At 68.7% G+C, this 18,113-nt stretch carries 15 protein-coding genes and 2 pseudogenes; 13 read left to right on the forward strand and 4 right to left on the reverse strand.

The genetic code is table 11. The features are described 5' to 3' along the window. The first annotated feature begins 120 nt into the window (after positions 1–120). The 11 genes and pseudogenes from aspS to ACFOSH_RS06395 all read left to right on the forward strand — a co-directional run bounded on the left by aspS (position 121) and on the right by ACFOSH_RS06395 (position 10,567). The gene (aspS, locus tag ACFOSH_RS06345) at positions 121–1,893 is read left to right on the forward strand and encodes an aspartate--tRNA ligase (protein ID WP_378237743.1); all 1,773 of its coding nucleotides are present in this window, start codon (positions 121–123) and stop codon (positions 1,891–1,893) included. Further along, entirely contained in the window at positions 1,893–2,834 is a 942-nt protein-coding gene (locus ACFOSH_RS06350; RefSeq protein WP_378237745.1) for a DUF389 domain-containing protein, read from the forward strand. Before aspS ends, ACFOSH_RS06350 begins: the two co-directional genes overlap by 1 nt. A gap of 79 nt (positions 2,835–2,913) precedes the next feature. Continuing rightward, a complete protein-coding gene (locus tag ACFOSH_RS06355) occupies positions 2,914–4,101 on the forward strand; it encodes a phosphotransferase (protein WP_378237746.1) in 1,188 nt (395 codons plus the stop codon). Between the two features lie 75 nt (positions 4,102–4,176). Then, complete coding sequence (locus ACFOSH_RS06360; RefSeq protein WP_378237747.1) at positions 4,177–5,025, forward strand: SGNH/GDSL hydrolase family protein; 849 nt, start codon at positions 4,177–4,179, stop codon at positions 5,023–5,025. A gap of 43 nt (positions 5,026–5,068) precedes the next feature. Next, positions 5,069–6,436, forward strand: a complete 1,368-nt coding sequence (locus tag ACFOSH_RS06365; protein WP_378237748.1) for a replication-associated recombination protein A — start codon at positions 5,069–5,071, stop codon at positions 6,434–6,436. 165 nt (positions 6,437–6,601) lie between these two features. Further along, positions 6,602–7,678 carry a hypothetical protein gene (locus tag ACFOSH_RS06370; RefSeq protein WP_378237749.1) on the forward strand — a complete coding sequence of 359 codons (1,077 nt, stop codon included), beginning with the start codon at positions 6,602–6,604 and terminating at the stop codon, positions 7,676–7,678. A gap of 193 nt (positions 7,679–7,871) precedes the next feature. Further along, positions 7,872–8,285: a hypothetical protein gene (locus tag ACFOSH_RS06375; RefSeq protein ID WP_378237750.1), complete on the forward strand. Its 414-nt coding sequence runs from the start codon at positions 7,872–7,874 to the stop codon at positions 8,283–8,285. Between the two features lie 182 nt (positions 8,286–8,467). Further along, positions 8,468–8,928: pseudogene (locus ACFOSH_RS06380) on the forward strand (methylthioribose-1-phosphate isomerase); the annotation flags it as partial. Between the two features lie 20 nt (positions 8,929–8,948). Beyond that, a pseudogene (locus ACFOSH_RS06385) lies at positions 8,949–9,513 on the forward strand (acireductone synthase); the annotation flags it as partial. Between the two features lie 164 nt (positions 9,514–9,677). Next, positions 9,678–9,992, forward strand: coding sequence for a class II aldolase/adducin family protein (locus tag ACFOSH_RS06390; protein ID WP_378237900.1), 315 nt, complete (start codon positions 9,678–9,680; stop codon positions 9,990–9,992). Beyond that, complete coding sequence (locus tag ACFOSH_RS06395; RefSeq protein ID WP_378237751.1) at positions 9,989–10,567, forward strand: 1,2-dihydroxy-3-keto-5-methylthiopentene dioxygenase; 579 nt, start codon at positions 9,989–9,991, stop codon at positions 10,565–10,567. Before ACFOSH_RS06390 ends, ACFOSH_RS06395 begins: the two co-directional genes overlap by 4 nt. A gap of 145 nt (positions 10,568–10,712) precedes the next feature. Here ACFOSH_RS06395 and ACFOSH_RS06400 read toward each other — a convergent pair whose 3' ends face one another. The 4 genes from ACFOSH_RS06400 to ACFOSH_RS06415 form a co-directional block, all read right to left on the reverse strand. Next, entirely contained in the window at positions 10,713–13,106 is a 2,394-nt protein-coding gene (locus ACFOSH_RS06400) for a chitinase C-terminal domain-containing protein (protein ID WP_378237752.1), read from the reverse strand. Between the two features lie 125 nt (positions 13,107–13,231). After that, positions 13,232–14,311 (reverse strand): hypothetical protein, encoded by a 1,080-nt coding sequence (locus ACFOSH_RS06405; protein ID WP_378237753.1) that lies wholly within the window; start codon positions 14,309–14,311, stop codon positions 13,232–13,234. Positions 14,312–14,321: 10 nt separating this feature from the next. Beyond that, positions 14,322–14,984, reverse strand: coding sequence for a VOC family protein (locus ACFOSH_RS06410; RefSeq protein WP_378237754.1), 663 nt, complete (start codon positions 14,982–14,984; stop codon positions 14,322–14,324). 99 nt (positions 14,985–15,083) lie between these two features. Next, the gene (locus tag ACFOSH_RS06415) at positions 15,084–17,159 is read right to left on the reverse strand and encodes a phosphocholine-specific phospholipase C (RefSeq protein WP_378237755.1); all 2,076 of its coding nucleotides are present in this window, start codon (positions 17,157–17,159) and stop codon (positions 15,084–15,086) included. 193 nt (positions 17,160–17,352) lie between these two features. Between ACFOSH_RS06415 and ACFOSH_RS06420 the strand changes: the two genes are divergently transcribed. Next, positions 17,353–17,748 (forward strand): DUF948 domain-containing protein, encoded by a 396-nt coding sequence (locus ACFOSH_RS06420; protein WP_378237756.1) that lies wholly within the window; start codon positions 17,353–17,355, stop codon positions 17,746–17,748. Continuing rightward, the gene (locus ACFOSH_RS06425; RefSeq protein ID WP_378237757.1) at positions 17,745–18,056 is read left to right on the forward strand and encodes a hypothetical protein; all 312 of its coding nucleotides are present in this window, start codon (positions 17,745–17,747) and stop codon (positions 18,054–18,056) included. Before ACFOSH_RS06420 ends, ACFOSH_RS06425 begins: the two co-directional genes overlap by 4 nt. The last annotated feature ends 57 nt before the right edge of the window (positions 18,057–18,113 follow it).

The following is an 18,113-nucleotide window of genomic DNA, read 5'->3' on the forward strand; positions in this document are numbered from 1 at the left end:
GGTTCGTACCTGGTCGCGAGGCATCCGGGGCGGTTCGTTAGCCTTTGACGTCGGCGCAGAGCAGTCGAACCGCAGCGCCGTCGAATCGCAGAATCGTGATGCCGAAGGAGAGCACCCGCAGTGCTTCGCACCCACAAAGCCGGCACCTTGCGTGCCGAGCACGCCGGTCAGACGGTCACCCTCACCGGATGGGTGGCCCGGCGGCGCGATCACGGCGGCGTCATCTTCATCGACCTGCGCGACGCCAGCGGCGTGAGTCAGATCGTCTTCCGCGAGGGCGAGATGGCCGAGCGCGCCCACCTGCTGCGCTCCGAATACTGCGTCCGCGTCGTCGGCGAGGTCTCGAAGCGGCCGGACGGCAACGCCAACACCGAGATCCCCACCGGCGAGATCGAGGTGCTGGTCACCGAGCTCGAGGTGCTGTCCGAGGCCGCCGTGCTGCCGTTCCCGATCGACGACCGGGTCGACGTCGGCGAGGAGGTGCGCCTCAAGCACCGCTACCTCGACCTGCGCCGCAGTGGCCCCGCCGCCGCGATGCGCCTGCGCAGCGAGGTCAACCGCGCCGCCCGCGAGGTGCTGCACGCGCAGGAGTTCGTCGAGGTCGAGACCCCGACCATGACCCGCTCCACTCCTGAGGGCGCCCGCGACTTCGTGGTCCCGGCCCGGCTCAAGCCCGGCTCCTGGTACGCGCTCCCGCAGTCGCCGCAGCTGTTCAAGCAGCTGCTCATGGTCGGCGGGCTCGAGCGGTACTACCAGATCGCGCGCTGCTACCGGGACGAGGACTTCCGCGCCGACAGGCAGCCCGAGTTCACCCAGCTCGACATCGAGATGAGCTTCGTCGAGCAGGACGACGTGATCGCCCTCGGCGAGGACATCGTCACCTCGCTGTGGAAGCTGATCGGCGCCGAGATCCCCCGGCCGTTCCAGCGCATCACCTACGCCGAGGCGATGGAGAAGTACGGCTCGGACAAGCCGGACCTGCGCTTCGACCTCGAGCTCACCGACATGACGGCGTTCTTCGCCGACACCCCGTTCCGGGTGTTCCAGGCGCCGTACGTCGGTGCCGTCGTCATGGCGGGCGGGGCCGACCAGCCGCGCCGCACCCTCGACGCCTGGCAGGACTTCGCCAAGCAGCGCGGGCACCGCGGGCTCGCCTACATCCTGGTGAACGAGGACGGCACGCTCGGCGGGCCGGTCGCGAAGAACCTGTCGGAGAAGGAGCGCGAGACGGTCGCCGAAGCCGTCGGCGCCAAGCCCGGCGACTGCGTCTTCTTCGCCGCCGGCAAGCCCGCCGACGCGCGTTCGCTGCTCGGCGCCACCCGGCTCGAAATCGGCAGCCGTCTCGGCCTGATCGACGAGAACGCCTGGTCGTTCGTCTGGGTCGTCGACTTCCCGATGTTCATCTCGGCCGAGGAGTCCGACGACGTCGCCGTCGGCGGTGGCAAGTGGAAGGCCCTGCACCACGCCTTCACCTCGCCGACCCCGGAGTGGATCGGCAAACTCGCCGACGACCCCGGCGGCGCGCTGGCCTACGCCTACGACATCGTCTGCAACGGCAACGAGATCGGCGGCGGCTCGATCCGTATCCACCAGCAGGAACTGCAGAAGCAGGTCTTCGAGCTGATGGGCCTCGGCGAGGAGGAGGCGCAGGAGAAGTTCGGCTTCCTGCTCGACGCCTTCGCCTTCGGCCCGCCGCCGCACGGCGGCATCGCGTTCGGCTGGGACCGGATCGTCATGCTGCTGGCCAAGGCCGATTCGCTGCGTGACGTGATCGCGTTCCCGAAGACCGGCGGCGGGTTCGACCCGCTGACCGCGGCCCCGGCGCCGATCACGCCGGAACAGCGCAAGGAGGCGGGCATCGACGCCAAGCCCGCGCCGCCCGCCAAGAACTGATGCTCCACCTCAGGGCCGTGTGCCCGCCGGACCGGACCGACGAAGCGATCCGGATCCTGCGGGCCCACCCCGGGACCGCGCACCTCGTCGTGCATCACGGGGTGGCTGTCGCGCCCGAGGGTGACCTGATCGAGGCGGACATCGCCCGCGAGGCGACCGACGAGATCATCGAGTCGCTGTGCGGGCTCGACCTCGACCACACCGGCGGGATCACGCTGGAAGCCCTCGACACAGCGGTGTCCGACGCCGCGGACAGGGCCGAGGAGGACGCGCCGGGTGAGGCCGCGGACGCGGTGGTGTGGCAGGAACTCGTCGGCCGCTCCGGGGAAGAGTCCCGGCTCACCTGGACGTTTCAGGCGTTCCTGACCATCGCGTGCCTGCTGGCGTCGGTCGGCGTGATCACGAACTCGGCGGTCACCATCGTCGGCGCGATGGTGGTGGGGCCGGAATTCGGTCCGCTGGCGGCGATGGCCGTCGGCCTGGTGCTGCGCCGCGGGGATCTCGTCCGGCAAGGCGGGATCGCGTTGCTCGGCGGCTTCCCGATCGCGATGGTGGTCACTCTCGGTGTGGTTCTGGTGGGCAACGCCACCGGAGTGCTCGAAGTCAGCAAACTCGCGGACAACCACGAGGTTGATTTCGTTTACCAGGTGGGAATCGCGTCACTGATAGTGGCGCTGCTCGCCGGCGCGGCGGGAATGCTTTCCATGACCTCGGCCAAATCCGCCGCGCTCGTGGGGGTGTTCATCTCGGTGACCACGGTGCCCGCCGCCGGATACGCGGTGGTCGCCGGGGTTGCCGGTCAGTGGGACCGGTGCCTGTATTCCACCGGTCAGCTGCTGGTCAATCTCATCGGAATCGTTGCAGCTGCGGCCATTGTGCTGACATTTCGCCGTCGTAAGCAACGATCGAGGATAACGGAACGTCCGCTTTCACGGGGATGAGTCCCAGATCGCGCCAGTGCGCGCGGTTGCCCGGATCTCAGTGGTCATGGTTGCTCAGTCACGAGTAGGGTCGGTGGTAATGACAGTCGATACCTCCTCTGCCGACGATTCGACCGTCGGAGCTGGAGCCGAAACCCTCGCCGTCGCGGCCGCGGTCGCCGCCGGTGAGTCAGTCCTTTCTCGCCGCTTCGGCAGCGCGATCACCCTCGTCGCCCCCGAAGACCTCGCCGGTAGTGGTCCGGCGACGGTCGTGCGGGCGCGGGTGGCGTCGTCGCCGTTCGCGCTGCCGCGCACCCTGGTCATCAAGCACTACCCCGATCCAGCAGAGCCGGGACGGCCCGATCCGTTCGCGCAGGAGGCGGTCAGCTACCAGCTGTTCACCGCGCTCGCGCCGGAGGACCGGATGTGTCCCGAGCTGCTGGCGCACGACGGCCGGGATCGTGTCCTCGTGATCGAGGACCTCGGCGGCGTCCCGACGCTGCACGACAAGCTCTACGCCCGTGACGCGCGCGGCGCCGAACGCGCGCTGTTGTCCTGGGCCCGGTCGCTGGGCAGGCTGCACGCGAGCACGGCGAGCCGGGAGCCCGACTTCAACGCGCTGCTGCGCCGTCTGGGTGGCCCGGTCAAGAACGAGGACGCGCCGCTGCCCGCGGTCTGCGCGCAGTTGCCGGGGCTGCTGGAGGAACTGCTCGACGTCGAGACCCCGGAGCCGGTGCAACGGCGGGTCATGGAGGTCGCCGAGCGGGCGGGTGCGCCGTCCTACCGCGCGTTCAGCCCGGTCGATCTCAGCCCGGACAACAACCTCGTGACCAGCGGCGGGGTGCGGTTCCTCGATTTCGAACGCGGCCGGGTGCGCAGCACCCTGATGGACGCGGCGTACCTGCGGCTCCCGTTCGCGTCGAGCGCGGAAGCGATGGCGCTGCCGCCGGGGATGAGCGAGGCGATGATCGCCGCCTGGCGGGCCGAGGTCGTCTCGGTCTGGCCGGGGCTCGCAGACGAGGAAGCGCTGGCCGAGCACCTGATGGACGGTCAGCTGCTCCTGCTGTGGGTCATCACCTGGGAGATCCTCCCGGAGCTGGACCTGGACAGGCACGCGACGCCGATCAGCCGGGAGGCCGCGCTGGTCACCTGGTGGCGGGAACTGGCCAAGCACTCGCTGCGGGCCCGCCTCACGGACATCTCCGAGCACGCCACCAGGGTCGCCGCGGCGCTCGGGGCCAGGCTGGGGCCGCACGCGGACCTCGCGTTCTACCCGGCGTTCCGGTAACCGCCGCACGGACTTTTCGCTCGACCGTCCTCGTCGCGTTACCCAGGCATCACCGCAGGTGAGTCTGCGTGGCCGATGGTGGCTACCGTGACCGTGATCAGTGTCGAAGTCACTCCGAGTCCCGAACCTCTCCTTCCTCCCGCCCCGGCCGTACCCCGGTCCGCTCGCAGACTGGTCGTGCTCGGCGATTCCACCGCCGTCGGCCTGGGCGACCCGCTGCCGGACCGGGGCGGCTGGCGCGGGGTCGGCCCGCTCGTCGCCGAGGCGCTGGGCGTCGAGCCGGACGGCTATCTGAACCCGTCGTTCGCGGGGGCGCGCGTGGGGTGCGTGCTGACGAAGCAGCTTCCCGCGGCCGTGGCGCACCGTCCGGACGTCGCGCTGGTGGTGGCGGGCATGAACGACACGCTGCGCCCCGACTTCAGCGCCGGGAAGATCGCCGCGGACCTCACCGAGGTGATCCGTTCGCTCGCCGCCGTCGGCGCCACCGTGGTGCCGGTGCGCTACCACGACCACGGCAAGGTGTTCCGCCTTCCGCAGGCGCTGCGGCGCGCGCTGAGCGAGCGGGTGGCCGAACTGAACGCCGCCATCGACGGCGTCGTCCAGCGTGAGGGCGTGCCGTGTCTGGACCTCGAACTGCTGCCCGGCGCCTACGACCTCACCTCGTGGAGCGTCGACCGGCTGCACCCGTCGGAACTCGGGCACCGGATGCTGGCGACCGGGTTCACCGAACGGCTCACCGAGGCCGGGTTCGCGGTACCGCGGCCGGTCAGCCTGACCTGCGCGGGAGGCGTCGAGCCGAGCACCGCCGGGCACCTCGGCTGGCTGGTGCTCAAGGGGGTGCCGTGGGTGTGGCGGCGAGGGCGCGAGTTCGTGCCGTACGCGGCCGTGATCATGTGGCACTCGTTCCGGGAGCGGCTGCGCTGACCTGTGGCCGGAACCGTCGGTGGCTACGGCTACCGTCGACACCGTGGCACAGGACGAACTCTTCACCGTGAACCCCGACCTCGGGCCGCCTCCGGAGCCGGCCGAGCCGAGGGAGGTCGCCGTACCCGCGGGCTCGCCGCTGGCGGTACGAATGCGGCCGCGGTCGCTCGGCGAGGTCGTCGGTCAGCAGCACCTGCTGCGCGAGGGCGCGCCGTTGCGGCGGCTCGTCGAGGGCGCGGCGCCCGCTTCCGTGCTGCTCTACGGCCCGCCAGGGACGGGCAAGACCACGCTGGCGAACCTCGTCTCGGCCGCGACCGGGCGCCGGTTCGTGGCGATGTCGGCGCTGTCGGCAGGGGTGAAGGAGGTGCGCGGGGTCATCGAAGAGGCCCGGCGCCGCCGGGCTTACAACGCCGAGAACACCGTCCTGTTCATCGACGAGGTCCACCGGTTCTCCAAGACCCAGCAGGACGCCCTGCTCGGCGCCGTCGAAGACCGGACGGTGCTGCTGGTGGCGGCCACCACGGAGAACCCGTCGTTCTCCGTCGTCTCGCCGCTGCTCTCGCGGTCGCTGGTGCTGCAGTTGCGGCCGCTGACCGACGCCGACATCGTCGCGCTGATCGAGCGCGCGCTGGCCGACGAACGTGGTCTCGGCGGCGAACTCACCCTGACCGAGGACGCGCAGGCCCATCTGGTGCGACTGGCCTCCGGCGACGCGCGGCGCGCGCTCACGGCGCTGGAAGCGGCGGCGGACGCGGCGGGCGCGACCGAGGCCAAGACGATCGATCTCGCCACCGTCGAGTCCACAGTGGACAAAGCGGCGGTGCGGTACGACCGGGACGGCGATCAGCACTACGACGTCATCAGCGCGTTCATCAAATCGATCCGCGGGTCCGATGTGGACGCAGCACTGCACTACCTGGCACGGATGATCGAAGCGGGGGAGGACCCGCGGTTCCTGGCCCGCCGCCTGGTGGTGCACGCGAGCGAGGATATCGGCATGGCCGATCCGACGGCGCTGCAGTCGGCCGTCGCGGCGTCGCACGCGGTGCAGTTCATCGGCATGCCGGAAGGGCGTCTCGCGCTGGCGCAGGCGACCGTGCACCTGGCGACGGCGCCGAAGTCGAACGCCATCGTCACCTCGATCGACGCCGCGCTCAGCGACGTCCGGTCCGGGCGGATCGGGACGGTGCCGCCGCATCTGCGCGACGGGCATTACGCGGGAGCCGAGAAGCTCGGCAACGCGAAGGGGTACCGGTACCCGCCCAACGCCCCGGAAGGCGTTCTCGCGCAACAATATCCGCCGGACGAGCTGGTCGGGCGGGACTACTACGAGCCGACGCAGCGCGGTGCGGAGCGGACTCTGCACGAGCGGGTGCCGAAGCTGCGGCGCACCATCCGGGGCGAGCGTTAGTTCGCATTCGGAGCAATGCCGGGCCGATCGGTAACGTTCGTTGATCATGGGGCTATATCCCCTGTGGCTGGGGGATCACCGGGTTGTCACTCTGGGTGGGGTGTTCCCTCGTGCTCGACCATGTCGGCGAGCAGAACAAACCTGACAGCCAAAACTATGGCAACTATGGGTAATTCCAAGGTCCGTGGCTTCGTGGCCTCCGTTTCTCTTCTCACCGCGGTGACCGTGACGACCGGGGTTCTCGCCCCGGCGGTGGCGACCGCCGCTCCGGCCGGGGCTTCGGCCGCCGTGACACAGACGCCGGACGAGGTGCGCACCAGCGCCGCCGCCGTCGTCGGGCTCACTGTCACTCCGGAACTGCTGCGGCTCGGCGAACGCGACTTCGTCTACGAGATCTTCCGGGCGGCGAAGCTGCAAGGCGAGACCGCGCGGGAAGTCCAGTTCGCGGCGCTCGACGCCTACAACGGCGGGTGGAGCTCGCTGTTCCTCAAGACCGGGATCTACGAGGCGCATCAGCGGGACCTGGACCGGGAAGCGCTTTACCAGGCCAGGCGCACGGAGCGGCAGCCCGCCGCCACGCTGCTCGGCTTCGAGCTGACCTCGATCCTGCTGGCCCAGGACGACAAGAACTTCGTCTTCGCGCTGTGGGAACGGGCCGCCAGGGGAACGTTCGTGAAGTCCGCCGCGGGCCAGGCTTTCAGCGGCACGCCCGCGGAGCAGAAGGAATTCATCGTTCACGGCATCTTCGTCGAGCACCAGCGTGACTTGGACGCGGCCGAGCAGGAAGCCGCGGAAAAGAAGCTTCGCGACGCGCGGGTGAAGGCGGCCGCCGTCGTCGGCATGGACCCGGCACTGGCCGCGCAGCTGACGGACGAGTACTTCGTGCAGCACATCTGGGCCCGTGACCTGGAGCCCCGGGACTCCGAGGTGTGGTACCAGGCCTACCGCAGCCGGACTCCGGAGCAGTGGCGGGCTTTCATCGACACCGGCATCTTCGAGGCCGCGGCCAAGGACAAGGTGGACGGCATCAAGGTTCGCGCCGCCGCCGTCGTCGGTATCGACGCCGGCTACGCCAGGTACCTCCAGGAAGGACCCTTGGTCCGCGAGATCTGGACCAGGGCGAAGGCCGGCAGTCAGGTCCAGGCCGCCGCCCGTCGCGCCCTGGACAGCGGATCCCCCGCCCAGTGGCGGATCTTCTTGGAAACGGACATCTTCGTCGTCGCGGAGGCGGTCAAGCCCTGAGGTTCCCCAGCGATCGCTTCATCGTCGGCGAAGCGAGGGTGTTCTGACGCAAAAGTAGACGCCGCGTGGGGCTGAGCGGAGTTCGTGCGAGCGGGTGCCGAAGCAGTGGCACGATCCGGATTCTATGACAAATAAGCGGTAAGTCAGAGATGGCGGGTTGCCGCGCCGGTCGCATGCGCTCGCCTGGTTGGTGATGTCCGCCGTGCGTGAGCATGGCGAGGGGCCCGTCGGCCGGTATGGCTGGCGGGCCCCTCGGGCCACCGGCGCGGCCGTCGCCGATCGCCTCGTGGTCAGCGCGACGAGGACCGACAACGGCGAGAAGCTGACCTTCGTCGTCGACGCGCGCGCAGACGGGATCACCTTCCCCGGTGCATGGGACAACGTCGGCCAGCGGCTCACCGCGAGCGGCGCGGTGCGGTTCGAGGCCGTCCGAGTCGACCGGGACGACGTCCTCGGCGCCCAGCCGGAGGACCAGTCGGACCCGAAGGTGCCCCGCATCTCCCTGGCGGCGATCGGGTTCACTGTCCGATGTGGACAAAGCGACGCAGGACCCGTACACCCTGGCCGGATACGGCGAGCTGGTCGCGACGGCGCGGGTTCGACCTGACGCCGGCCGAGCGTGCCGAAGCCGCGATCGCCATCTCGTCGGCGAAGATCGTCGCGAGCCGGCCCGCCGTCGAGACCACGAGCAAGGTCTTCGAGTTCACCGGCGCGCGGGCGACGGCGACCAAGTACGGCTTCGACCGGCTTTCTCAACGGCATCCCGCCGTGCCTTTCGGGGTACAGCTGATGACGCTGCCGATCCTCGCTGAAAGCGTCCGCCTCGACGGCGAAGGCGTGCACATCCTCGACCGCCGGGTCTTCCCGTTCAAGCGGGAATGGGTGCTGTGCCGGACTTCGGAAGAGGTCGCGGTGGCCATCGAGGACATGGTCACCCAGTCGTCCGGGCCGTACTTCGCCGCGCTGGGCGCGATGGTGCTCGCCGCTCGTGAGGCGTCCGGTCTCGCCGACGCTCGCGCGTACCTGGAGCGGGCGGGGGAGCGGATCGTCGCGACCCGCTAGAGGAACAACCACCTGCGCAAGGCCGTCGCCGCCGTACTGTCCGAAGTAGACAAATCGGCAGGCGATCTCGTCGAGGCCGCGACGGCCGGAGCGCGCGCGGGCGACGAGCTGTACCGGTCGCGCAGCCGCGCGCTGGGGGTGCACACGGCGGAGCTGGTACCGGACAAGGCGACCGTGCGACGCATTGCTGAGCGGACCTGTACCTGGTCGACCTGGTGCTGGCCCGTGGATCGACGGGGCACCCGGACGACCCGGAGGTCGTCGATGCCGTCGCGCGGATCAAGGACCTCGGCGGGCTCCCGGCGGACGCGTCCACAGTGGACGTCGTGGCGGTGCTGCACGGCTGGATGGACGCGGACCAGAAGATCGCGCCGCTGAAGACGTTGCAGGGCCTCATCTGGCGGCGCGGGTACGCCGACCGCGACCTGACGACGGAGTTCTTCGGCGACGTCGCCCCGGCCCTGCGCTCGTGGCACGAGTCCGGTCTGCGGCTCGCGGTATTCTCCTCCGGCTCGGTCGCCGGGCAGATCGCGTCGTTCTCGCGGACCACCGACGACGACGTCACCGGCCTGTTCGAGAAGCATTTCGACACCGTCAACGCCGGGCCGAAGCGAGAGGTGACGTCGTGTTCTTCTCCGACGTCCCGGCCGAACTCGACGGGGCCGCCGCCGACGGGCTGGCGGACCGTCGGCCTCGCTCGCGACGGCGAGTCGTTCGGCGACGCGGATTTCGGGACACACCGGACGATCCGGACGTTCGACGAGATCAAGGTCGCCCTCGATGAGTGTCCTGGAACTAGCCGGGCGAGCGCTGGCCGAGGAATCCGCCAGGTTCGCCGGGCTTGGTTGGATGCGGGGCACTTCGGGCAACCTGTCAGTGGTGCTCGGCCGAGGCCGGGCTGCACGCCCGGATCGCGTCGGTGTCGGGCGCGGGCGCGGTGATCCACGTGCACGCGCTCGCGCCGGTGGTGGCCGGACGGCGTCGAACCGCGGGACCTGGAGATGCTCAAGGGCTTCGGCCGCGCCGCGCACGACGACCTGGTGACGATCCCGGTGATCGCCAACGGGCAGGACATGCTCGTCCTCGGCGACGCGTTCGAGGCGGACACGCGGCGGTGATCGTCGCGCGGCACGGGATCTACGTCTGGGGAGATGACCTGCGCCACGCGCGTCATCGCCTGGAATGTTTGGAGTGGTTGCTCCGGTTCCGGGTAGAGACAAGACTCGCCAGTGGAGAAAGGGGAGTGCGATGACCTTGCTGACCGTGTGGCCGGACGACCGGCCCGACGAGATCGCGCTCAGGACCGAGGACCCGGCCGTGATCACCGGGGAACTCGGACGGCTCGGTGTCCGGTTCGAACGGTGGGAGCTCGTCGAGGACCTGCCGCGCGAAGTGACGCCGGAGCAGGTGCTGGCCGCCTACGAGGAGCAGATCGGCAAGGTCTCGGCCGCCGAGGGCTACACGTTCGTGGACGCCGTCCGCATGACCCCGTCCGACGAGCCAGGCTGGGCCGCCAAGGCCGCCGAAGCCCGGCAGAAGTTCCTCGCCGAGCACACCCACGACGATGACGAAGACCGCTTCTTCGCCCGTGGGTCCGGGGTGTTCTATCTGCACGTCGGCGGCAAGGTGCACGCCGTACTGTGCGAAGCGGGGGACCTGCTGAGCGTGCCTGCCAACACCACGCACTGGTTCGACATGGGGACGCGGCCGGATTACGTGTCCGTCCGGTTCTTCCACGACGACGGCGGGTGGGCCGGCAACTTCACCGGCGCGACGCTGGCGGGGGACTTCCCGGATTTCGACACCTTGACCGCCGGGCGCTACTGAGGCTTCCCGGAGTGTCACGAAAGGGTCGTTCAGGACATTTTTCGTCCTGAACGACCCTTTCATGACACATCCGGATGCCAGGAAAGGTCCTTTCCTTGCGAAATTTGCAAGGAAAGGACCTTTCCTGGCGCGCTGCCGGGGTCTGTCAGGCGGCTGTCCAGAGGGCAGGCACGTTCGGCGGCTCCCAGCCGGGCAGGGACCGGTGGCCCTGTCGGCACACGTAGGCCGAGCCGTTGTAGGTCACCCGGGCACCGGTGGCGTAGTCGGTGTTCGGCTTCCAGGCGTCGGACGGCACCGAGGTGGTCGTCGTCGGCGTGGTGGTGGTCGGCCGGGTCGTGGTCGTCGGACTGGTCGTGGTGGGTGTCGTGGTCGTCGTACCCGTCGTCGTCGTGGGTGTGGTGGTGGTCGTCGGCGGGGCACCGCCGCCACGCGGGTTGTCCGACGCGATCGCGTAGGTCGTCCCGCCGAAGGTGAACGTGAAGTTCGATGGGGACGCGATCGGCATGTAGTAGTTCAGCCGGACCTCGACCGTGGCACCCGGGGCGATGTTCTGCCAGGACGGCACGGTCACCGCGACATGCTGGAAGTCTCCCTTCATGCCACCGGAGTTGGGCCCGCTGTGCCCCTTGCTCGTGACGGCCAGGCCGAAGCCGGACTGGTCGGACATGCTGCCGGGTGCGCTCGTGCCGTAGTCGAACTCGATTTTCGTCCCACCGGGGATGGTGGTGGTCGAATTGTTGGTGATGCGCATCTGCGGGGTGATCGGGTAGTTCGCGTCGCCCAGCGCGAATCCGGTCAGTTTGACGTTCGCGTTCAGCACCGAAGACGGCGCCGGACGCCCCGACTTCGAGTTGCCGTACGGGGCGGCGCCGCGAAGGCCGTCGTTGATCTTCGTGATCAGCGTGTCGCCCATGAAGTACTGGCCCTTGGCGTTGTCGAAGGCGTAGTCGCCCGCCAGCTCCCAGATCATGACGCCGCCGATGCCCTTGTCGGCCACGTACTTCGCCTTCGTGGCGAGGGACTCTTCGTCCTCAGTGGACAGGAACACCTTCTTGTCGTTGTTCCACAGCCACGGCGTCACCATCGAGTTGTCGTAGTACCGGTCGTAGGTGCCGGAGAGCCGGTCCTTCGGGTTCTTCTTCGGGTCCAGCCCGTACTTCTCCAGGTAGTCCGGGACGATCTCGTTTTCGAGGTTCTTCGCGTGCCACATGGGGTTCGCGCCCGCCGGTACCTCGGCTCCCGTCATGCTCATGTCGTGCCAGAGGTTGTCGATGCCGATCGCGCCGTTACCGCACGGCACTGTCGAACCGACCTGGGATCCGGTACCAGGTGGACATTGTTTCTGGTCCGGCAGTGGAGCATTGCCCCACAGTCCGTTCGTCCCGCCGGACACCCCTTGCCAGCCACGGGTGTAGAACCCGACGCCGATGTTGATCCGGCCGGCTTGCATGGCACCGCGGAAGTAGTGGTACGCCCAGTCTGTGTTGAGATAGCCCTGACCGTCGTACTGCGGTGTCGTGTACACCTGCCAGTGCGCGAGTTCCGCGTCCTTGCCGTTGTCGTAGAGCGCCGCGTTCGGCCCGGCGAACTGGTTCCACGCGCCGTGCAGGTCGTAGCTCATCATGTTGGCGTAGTCGAGGTACTGCGTGACGCCGTAGACCTCCTGGCCGCGCAGCAGCCAGCCGGAGGCGGGGACGGCCGCGGTCAGCAGGTAGTGCTTGCCGTCAGCGGCGCCGGCCTGGTCGATCTTCTGGCGCAGCGTGCGCATCAGGTTTTCGTAGCCCGCCCAGAGCGTGCCGCGGTTGCTCTGCGCGATCCAGTAGTCGTCCGGGTTTCCGGCGTAGTTCGCCGACGTCGCGTACTCGTAGTCGATGTCCGCGCCGTTGAATCCGTAGTCGCGCAGGAACTTCACGACAGAATCCGCGAAGACGTCGATGCTCGCCTGGTTTTGCGTCATCTTGTAGAACCCGCCCGACGCGTTGCGCGTGCCGTCCGGGTTCAGGAAGCCGCCCGTCTCCGCCCAGCCGCCGATCGAGACCAGCGTCTTCACGTTCGGGTACTGCTTCTTGTACTTGTTCAGCAGATTGAAATGTCCCTTGTAGGGGAACGCCGGATCCATCTCCGCGCCGGGCACGCCCGGCCATTCCATGCCGATGGACTCGTTGTTCGGGCCCGGGTCGCCGACCGACACCTTGTTCTGCGCGTCGACATGCGCGAACGCGTAGTTGAGGTGGGTGACCTTTGTCCACGGGATGTTGCTCGCGAGATACGCCGGTGCACCGTTCTTCCCGGTGCGCCAGCTGGTGAAGTAGCCGATCACCCGGCGGGAATGCCCTTCTCCCAGGGATTCCCTTCCGTTGGTGTCATAGACGGTGCAGTAGGGGGTGTCGACGCCGGGTGTCCGGTACAGCCCGTCGGGACGGCAGTCCTCGTGGCCTGCCGCACTCGACGTGGTCGGGCTGATGACGACGATCATGAGTCCCGCCAGCGCGATGAGCGACGCCAGCAGGGGGAGTAGTTTTCTGGTTCTCCTTGGCACGCCGAACCTCCGACAGTGGAAGATGGCCCTCGGTCAGAGCAGCTTGAGCCGCTGACCTGACGCACGTCAATAGGTGTAGACCAATTTCCATCCTGTGCCGTACGGCGGAGCGTACCTGTGGTCCGTCAGGTCTGGTCTTCGTCGAGGAGCGAGGGCCGATCCGGCGCGGGCGTGTAAGTCAGGCCTCCCAACAGGGTTCGCGGGTGGCCATACTGCCGGCCACATCTGGTGAGTGCTATGACCCCGTGTCCTTCGACGCGGGTGTGCGGGCCGACCTTGCCGGGATGTAGCGAAATCGCTTCGGCGATCGTGTCGGCGTCGCAGTGGTCCGGGATGTCGAGTTCCGCCTTCAAGCGGCGGTAGCGCCGGACCCATTCCCGTTGCCAGTCCAAGGGATTGTCGGTGTGCTGGATGTCGTCGTCCCAGCCGTCGGGCAACGGGGTGTCTTCGTGGGGGAGCAGGTAGCCGTTTTCGGCCGCCAACGCGCCGACTGATTCTTCGGGAGCGGAGAGGTCGTAGGACCGGATCAGTCCGCCCTTTTCGGCGATGCACCACGACGTCGTGGAGTCGCCGTAGCTGCGCCAATACAAATGCGCCGCGCCGAACCGGCGGCTCAGCGCGACGCAGCGGTCACGATCCACGCCGCGCCGGACCTTCTCGTTCGCGAGCATGGCTTGGTACTGCTCACGCGGCTCGATGCTCCATGAGCTTTCTTCGGTGACGTCCGCGGGGTGCCGGTCGTCCGACGGCCGTCCGAACACGAGCGTCCATCCGTCGAGCACCGGGCTGACGTAGACCCGGGCGCACCGTTGATGCCCGGAGCCGAGGTCGTACTGGTTCCAGATCTCGGTGCCCAGCGACATCGTCACCGGTTCCGGATCGGACAGGCCGAACGCGTCGAGCACCGCCGCCTGGTCCGTGGTCGGGATGGCGTACCAGAACTCGCAACTCTGCATCGCGACCGGAACCTCGTTCGCGATCTTGCTCCGGATCAGGCGGCGGACGAGTCCGAGGTCGTACTCGCCGAGTGCTTCCGGGCCGCCCAAAGCGAACAGCAAGGCGCGTGCCGCGTTGCGCAGCGCCTGATTCCCGGTTCGCCGGATTTCGCGCAGTTCGGGAAGATCGTCCTGTCCGGCTTCCCGCAGATCCCAGACGCTGAAGCGTTCTCCGGCGACCAGGCCCTCGGCCACGGCTCTCATGTCCATACGGCGGAGGCTAGCCAAGCACTACGACAGAAAACTCGTTGCCGTCGGGATCCGCCATTTCCACCCGGCCGTCTTCCTCGGCGTCGAGCCGGGTCGCGCCGAGCGAAACGAGCCGCTCGACTTCCGTGAGGGAAGCGTCCAGGACGAAACGAAGCCGATTCGGGCCGGTCTTCGGAGTGAACGGCGGGCCGCCCCAGGTGATCTTCGGGCCGCCGCGCGGCGACCGGATCGCGGTCTCCTGGTCCTGATCCCAGACCAGCGGCCAGTCCAGCGCCTTGCTCCAGAAATAGCCGACTTCCTGCGAACCGTCGCTCGCGACGGCTCCGACGAAACCGCATTCGGCGAGGAAGCCGTTACCCGGCTCGATGACGCAGAACTCGTTGCCCTCGGGGTCGGCGAGCACCACGTGCTCCTCTTCCGGAAGCTGTCCGATGTCGACATGCCTGCCGCCGAGTTCGAGCGCCTTCGCGACCGTCCGCCGCTGGTCCTCCGGGGACTCGCTCGTCAGGTCGAAATGCATCTGGTTCTGGCGGGTCTTCGGTTCCTCGCTCGGTACGAAACTGAGGCGGAAACCGGTGTCGTCGATTTCCCGGCCGAGAAGCCCGTCCCAGAACCACTCGAGCGCGTCCGGGTCGTGCGCGGCGATACTGAGCGCTTGCAAAGTGGCGGCCATGAGCGACGCTAAGAACAACGGCGCCCCACCCGCAACCGATTAAGGCCGTGAAGGCCTCCTTCCCTACCCTGAAAGTAGGGAAGGAGGCCTTCACGGAATTCAGCAGGAGACGCCGGACCGTCCGTTCTCGACCCGTGCCGTCAGCGTCCGCAGGAACGACGGATCCCCGTCCGCGGTCACCTTCACGTCGTACCAGCCGCCCGAAACCGGCCAGTCCACCGTGACCGAACGCCCGGCCCCGACCCGCACGACCCGCGTGAGCCGCGAAGACGACAGCCGCAGCGTCAACGCCGAAGTGCCCGAGTTGGACAGCTTGAACTCGACACCCGAACGCCACGTCAGGAACCGTGTCCGGACGTCGACTCCCGCGGCGGCACCGGACCGGGTCCCGCGCAGTTCCCACCACGACCGGTTCGGCCCCTGGACGACGACGCGGTACTCGTCACCCTTCAGCGGCACGTTTTCACCGACCTCGCCGCGGACATCGCGGTGGGCGGGCTCGGCGAATTCGCCCTTGTACGGGTACAGCGCGAAGTGCGCCGAAGACGAGCCGCTGTTCGCCAGCGACAGCGCGAGGGAACCGGACTTCACGACGCCGGACACCGACACCTGGTACGGCAGCGGACGCGCCGGGCGGTTGCCGGGTTCGGCCACGGGCAGGCTCTGCTCCGCCGGGGCGGACGGCCGCCAGCGGCTGATCGGCGCGGGCACCGGGCCCGGCCGGGTCACGCGCGGCTGGCGTCCGCCGCGCGAGAAGTCGAAGGCGCCCGTGAGGTCGCCCGCGACGGTCCGCCGCCACTTGCTGATGTTCGGCTCGCCGACGCCGGTCCAGCGCTCCAGGAACCGCAGCACCGAGGTGTGGTCGTACACGGTGGAGTCGACGTTGCCGCCGATCGACCACGGCGAGACGACCGTCATCGGCACGCGCGGGCCGAAACCGAGCGGCTGGCCGTTGAAGTGGTCCGCGTCGTTCGCCGCGTTGCCGGGCGGCATCGGCGGCGGGACGTGGTCGAAGTAGCCGTCGTTCTCGTCGAAGTTGATCAGCAGCACCGTTTTCGACCACGTCTCGCGGTCGGACGCGAGAGCGTCGAGCACGCGGTAGATCAGGTTCGCGCTGCCGACCGGGGTGGACGCGCCGGGGTGCTCGGAGTCCTTCGCGGACGGCACCAGCCAGCTCACCGCAGGCAGCCGCCGCGCCTGGATGTCCGCCTTGAGCCGGGTCACCAGAGTCTCCGGCTCGCTGCGGTACATGGCCTTCTTGAACAGGTTCCGCTCGGCGGGCGTCAGCTTCGCGACCCCGGCGTCGAACTGCGCCAGCAGCTTCGTGCGCTCCTCCGGGGTCTTCTTGAGCAGCTCGTCGTAGAACTCCTCGGTGGTGCGGAACTTCCCCTCGACCGAAGCGAGGATCTTCGTGCCGACCTTCTTGAACGGCTTGAAGTACTCGACGGCGTTGTCGGTGAAGTTGTCCCACTCCTGGTAGATCTGCCACGGCACGTCGGCGGCTTCGAGCCGCTCCGGGTAGGTCGTCCAGTCGTAGCCCTGGTGGTCGTAGGAGTACGCCGCGTTCGAGACCGCGCGGTTCGTCGTGCTGCCCGGTTCGAAGCCGGTGGTCCCGGTCCAGAGGAAGTTCCGGTTCGGGTTGGTCGAGCCGAAGATCGAGCAGTGGTAGGCGTCGCAAAGGGTGAAGGTGTCCGCGAGTTCGTACTGCAGCGCGATGTCGCGGCGCTCGTAGTACGTCATGGTCGCGGGGGTCTTCGCCGCGATCCAGCCGTTGTTCCAGCCGTGCGCCCACGCCTTGCCGCTGCCGTTCCAGCTGTGGTCGAGGTCGCCGAGGTACTGGATGTCGTCGGCGTCCCGGCCCGCCAGCTCGGCCGCCTTGCGCACCGAGAACGGCAGCACCGTGCCGCCCGCGGGGTTCGGCTGCTCGAACACCGATCTCCCCGACGGCAGTTCGAGCGGGTGGGTGTCGGAGAAGCCCCGGACGCCGCGCAGGCTGCCGTAGTAGTGGTCGAACGACCGGTTCTCCTGCATCAGCACGATCACGTGCTCGATGGCGTCGAGTCCGCCGCGGCGCATGGGTTCGGCCATGGCGGCGTGCACGGACGGCGGGAGGAGAGTGGTGGCGGCCGCGGCGCCGGTGGCGCCCAGCAACGTACGGCGTGACAGTTCAGGCATGCGGGCGACCTAATCCCAGCAATGTGAACGGCACAAGAACCGAACAGGTCGTCTGTGCGGCGAACATCGTTCGCGACGCTCCCCGCCCCGTGTCACTGCGCTGAGTGACCGTCCGGCGGGGTGACACCGCTGAACGGCTGGAGGGGCGGTAACCTCACGGGCACCAAAGACCGCAGACCCTTGAGGAGGGCCCGTGTCGGCAGGGCAGATCGCCGCGCTGATCGCCGCAGGAGCATTCGTCGTACTCGTCGTGCTGCTGGCGATCGTGCTGTTCAAGCTCGGCCGGACCCTGGACGAGGCCACGATCGCCATCCGCAAGGCGCATGAGAACACCGACCCGTTGCTGATGGGCGCGAACGAGACGATCACGCACGTCAACACGCAGCTGGAACGGGTCGACGGGATCACGGCCAACGCCCAGGCCGTCTCCGGCAACGTGTCCGCGCTGACGTCGGTGTTCACCGCGACCCTCGGCGGTCCGCTCGTGAAGACGGCCGCGCTGTCTTACGGCCTCAGCAAGGCCATCAAGGCCCGCCGCAAGAAGGCGGAAGCGAAGGCCGCGCGCCCGGCGAAGCGAGGCCGCAAGTGAAGCGCCTGTTCTGGCTCGGCGTCGGCGTGGTCGCCGGCGTCGCCCTGTCACGCAAAGCGACGGAAACCGCTCGCCAGGCCACGCCCGCGGGGATAGCCTCGAACCTGGGCGACGCCGTGCGGGAACTCGCGGGCGCCGTCGGTTCGTTCGGCGCGGAGGTCCGCGCCGGGATGAGCGAACGGGAACAGGAGTTGCACGACATGGTGTCCGAACGCACCGGTTTGAGCACGGCCTCCGAAGGCCCTGCGGGCAGGCACGCGGCCTCGTCGCGGCGCCCGGCCCGGCGAGCTCGCCGGGCGGAGGGCTGATCGACAGTCGCGTCCGCGACTGCCGAAGCCCCAGCCCTCCGCCGTTCCAGCCTGTCC

The sequence above is a fragment of the Amycolatopsis speibonae genome, assembly GCF_042647925.1.
GTDB lineage: Bacteria > Actinomycetota > Actinomycetes > Mycobacteriales > Pseudonocardiaceae > Amycolatopsis > Amycolatopsis speibonae.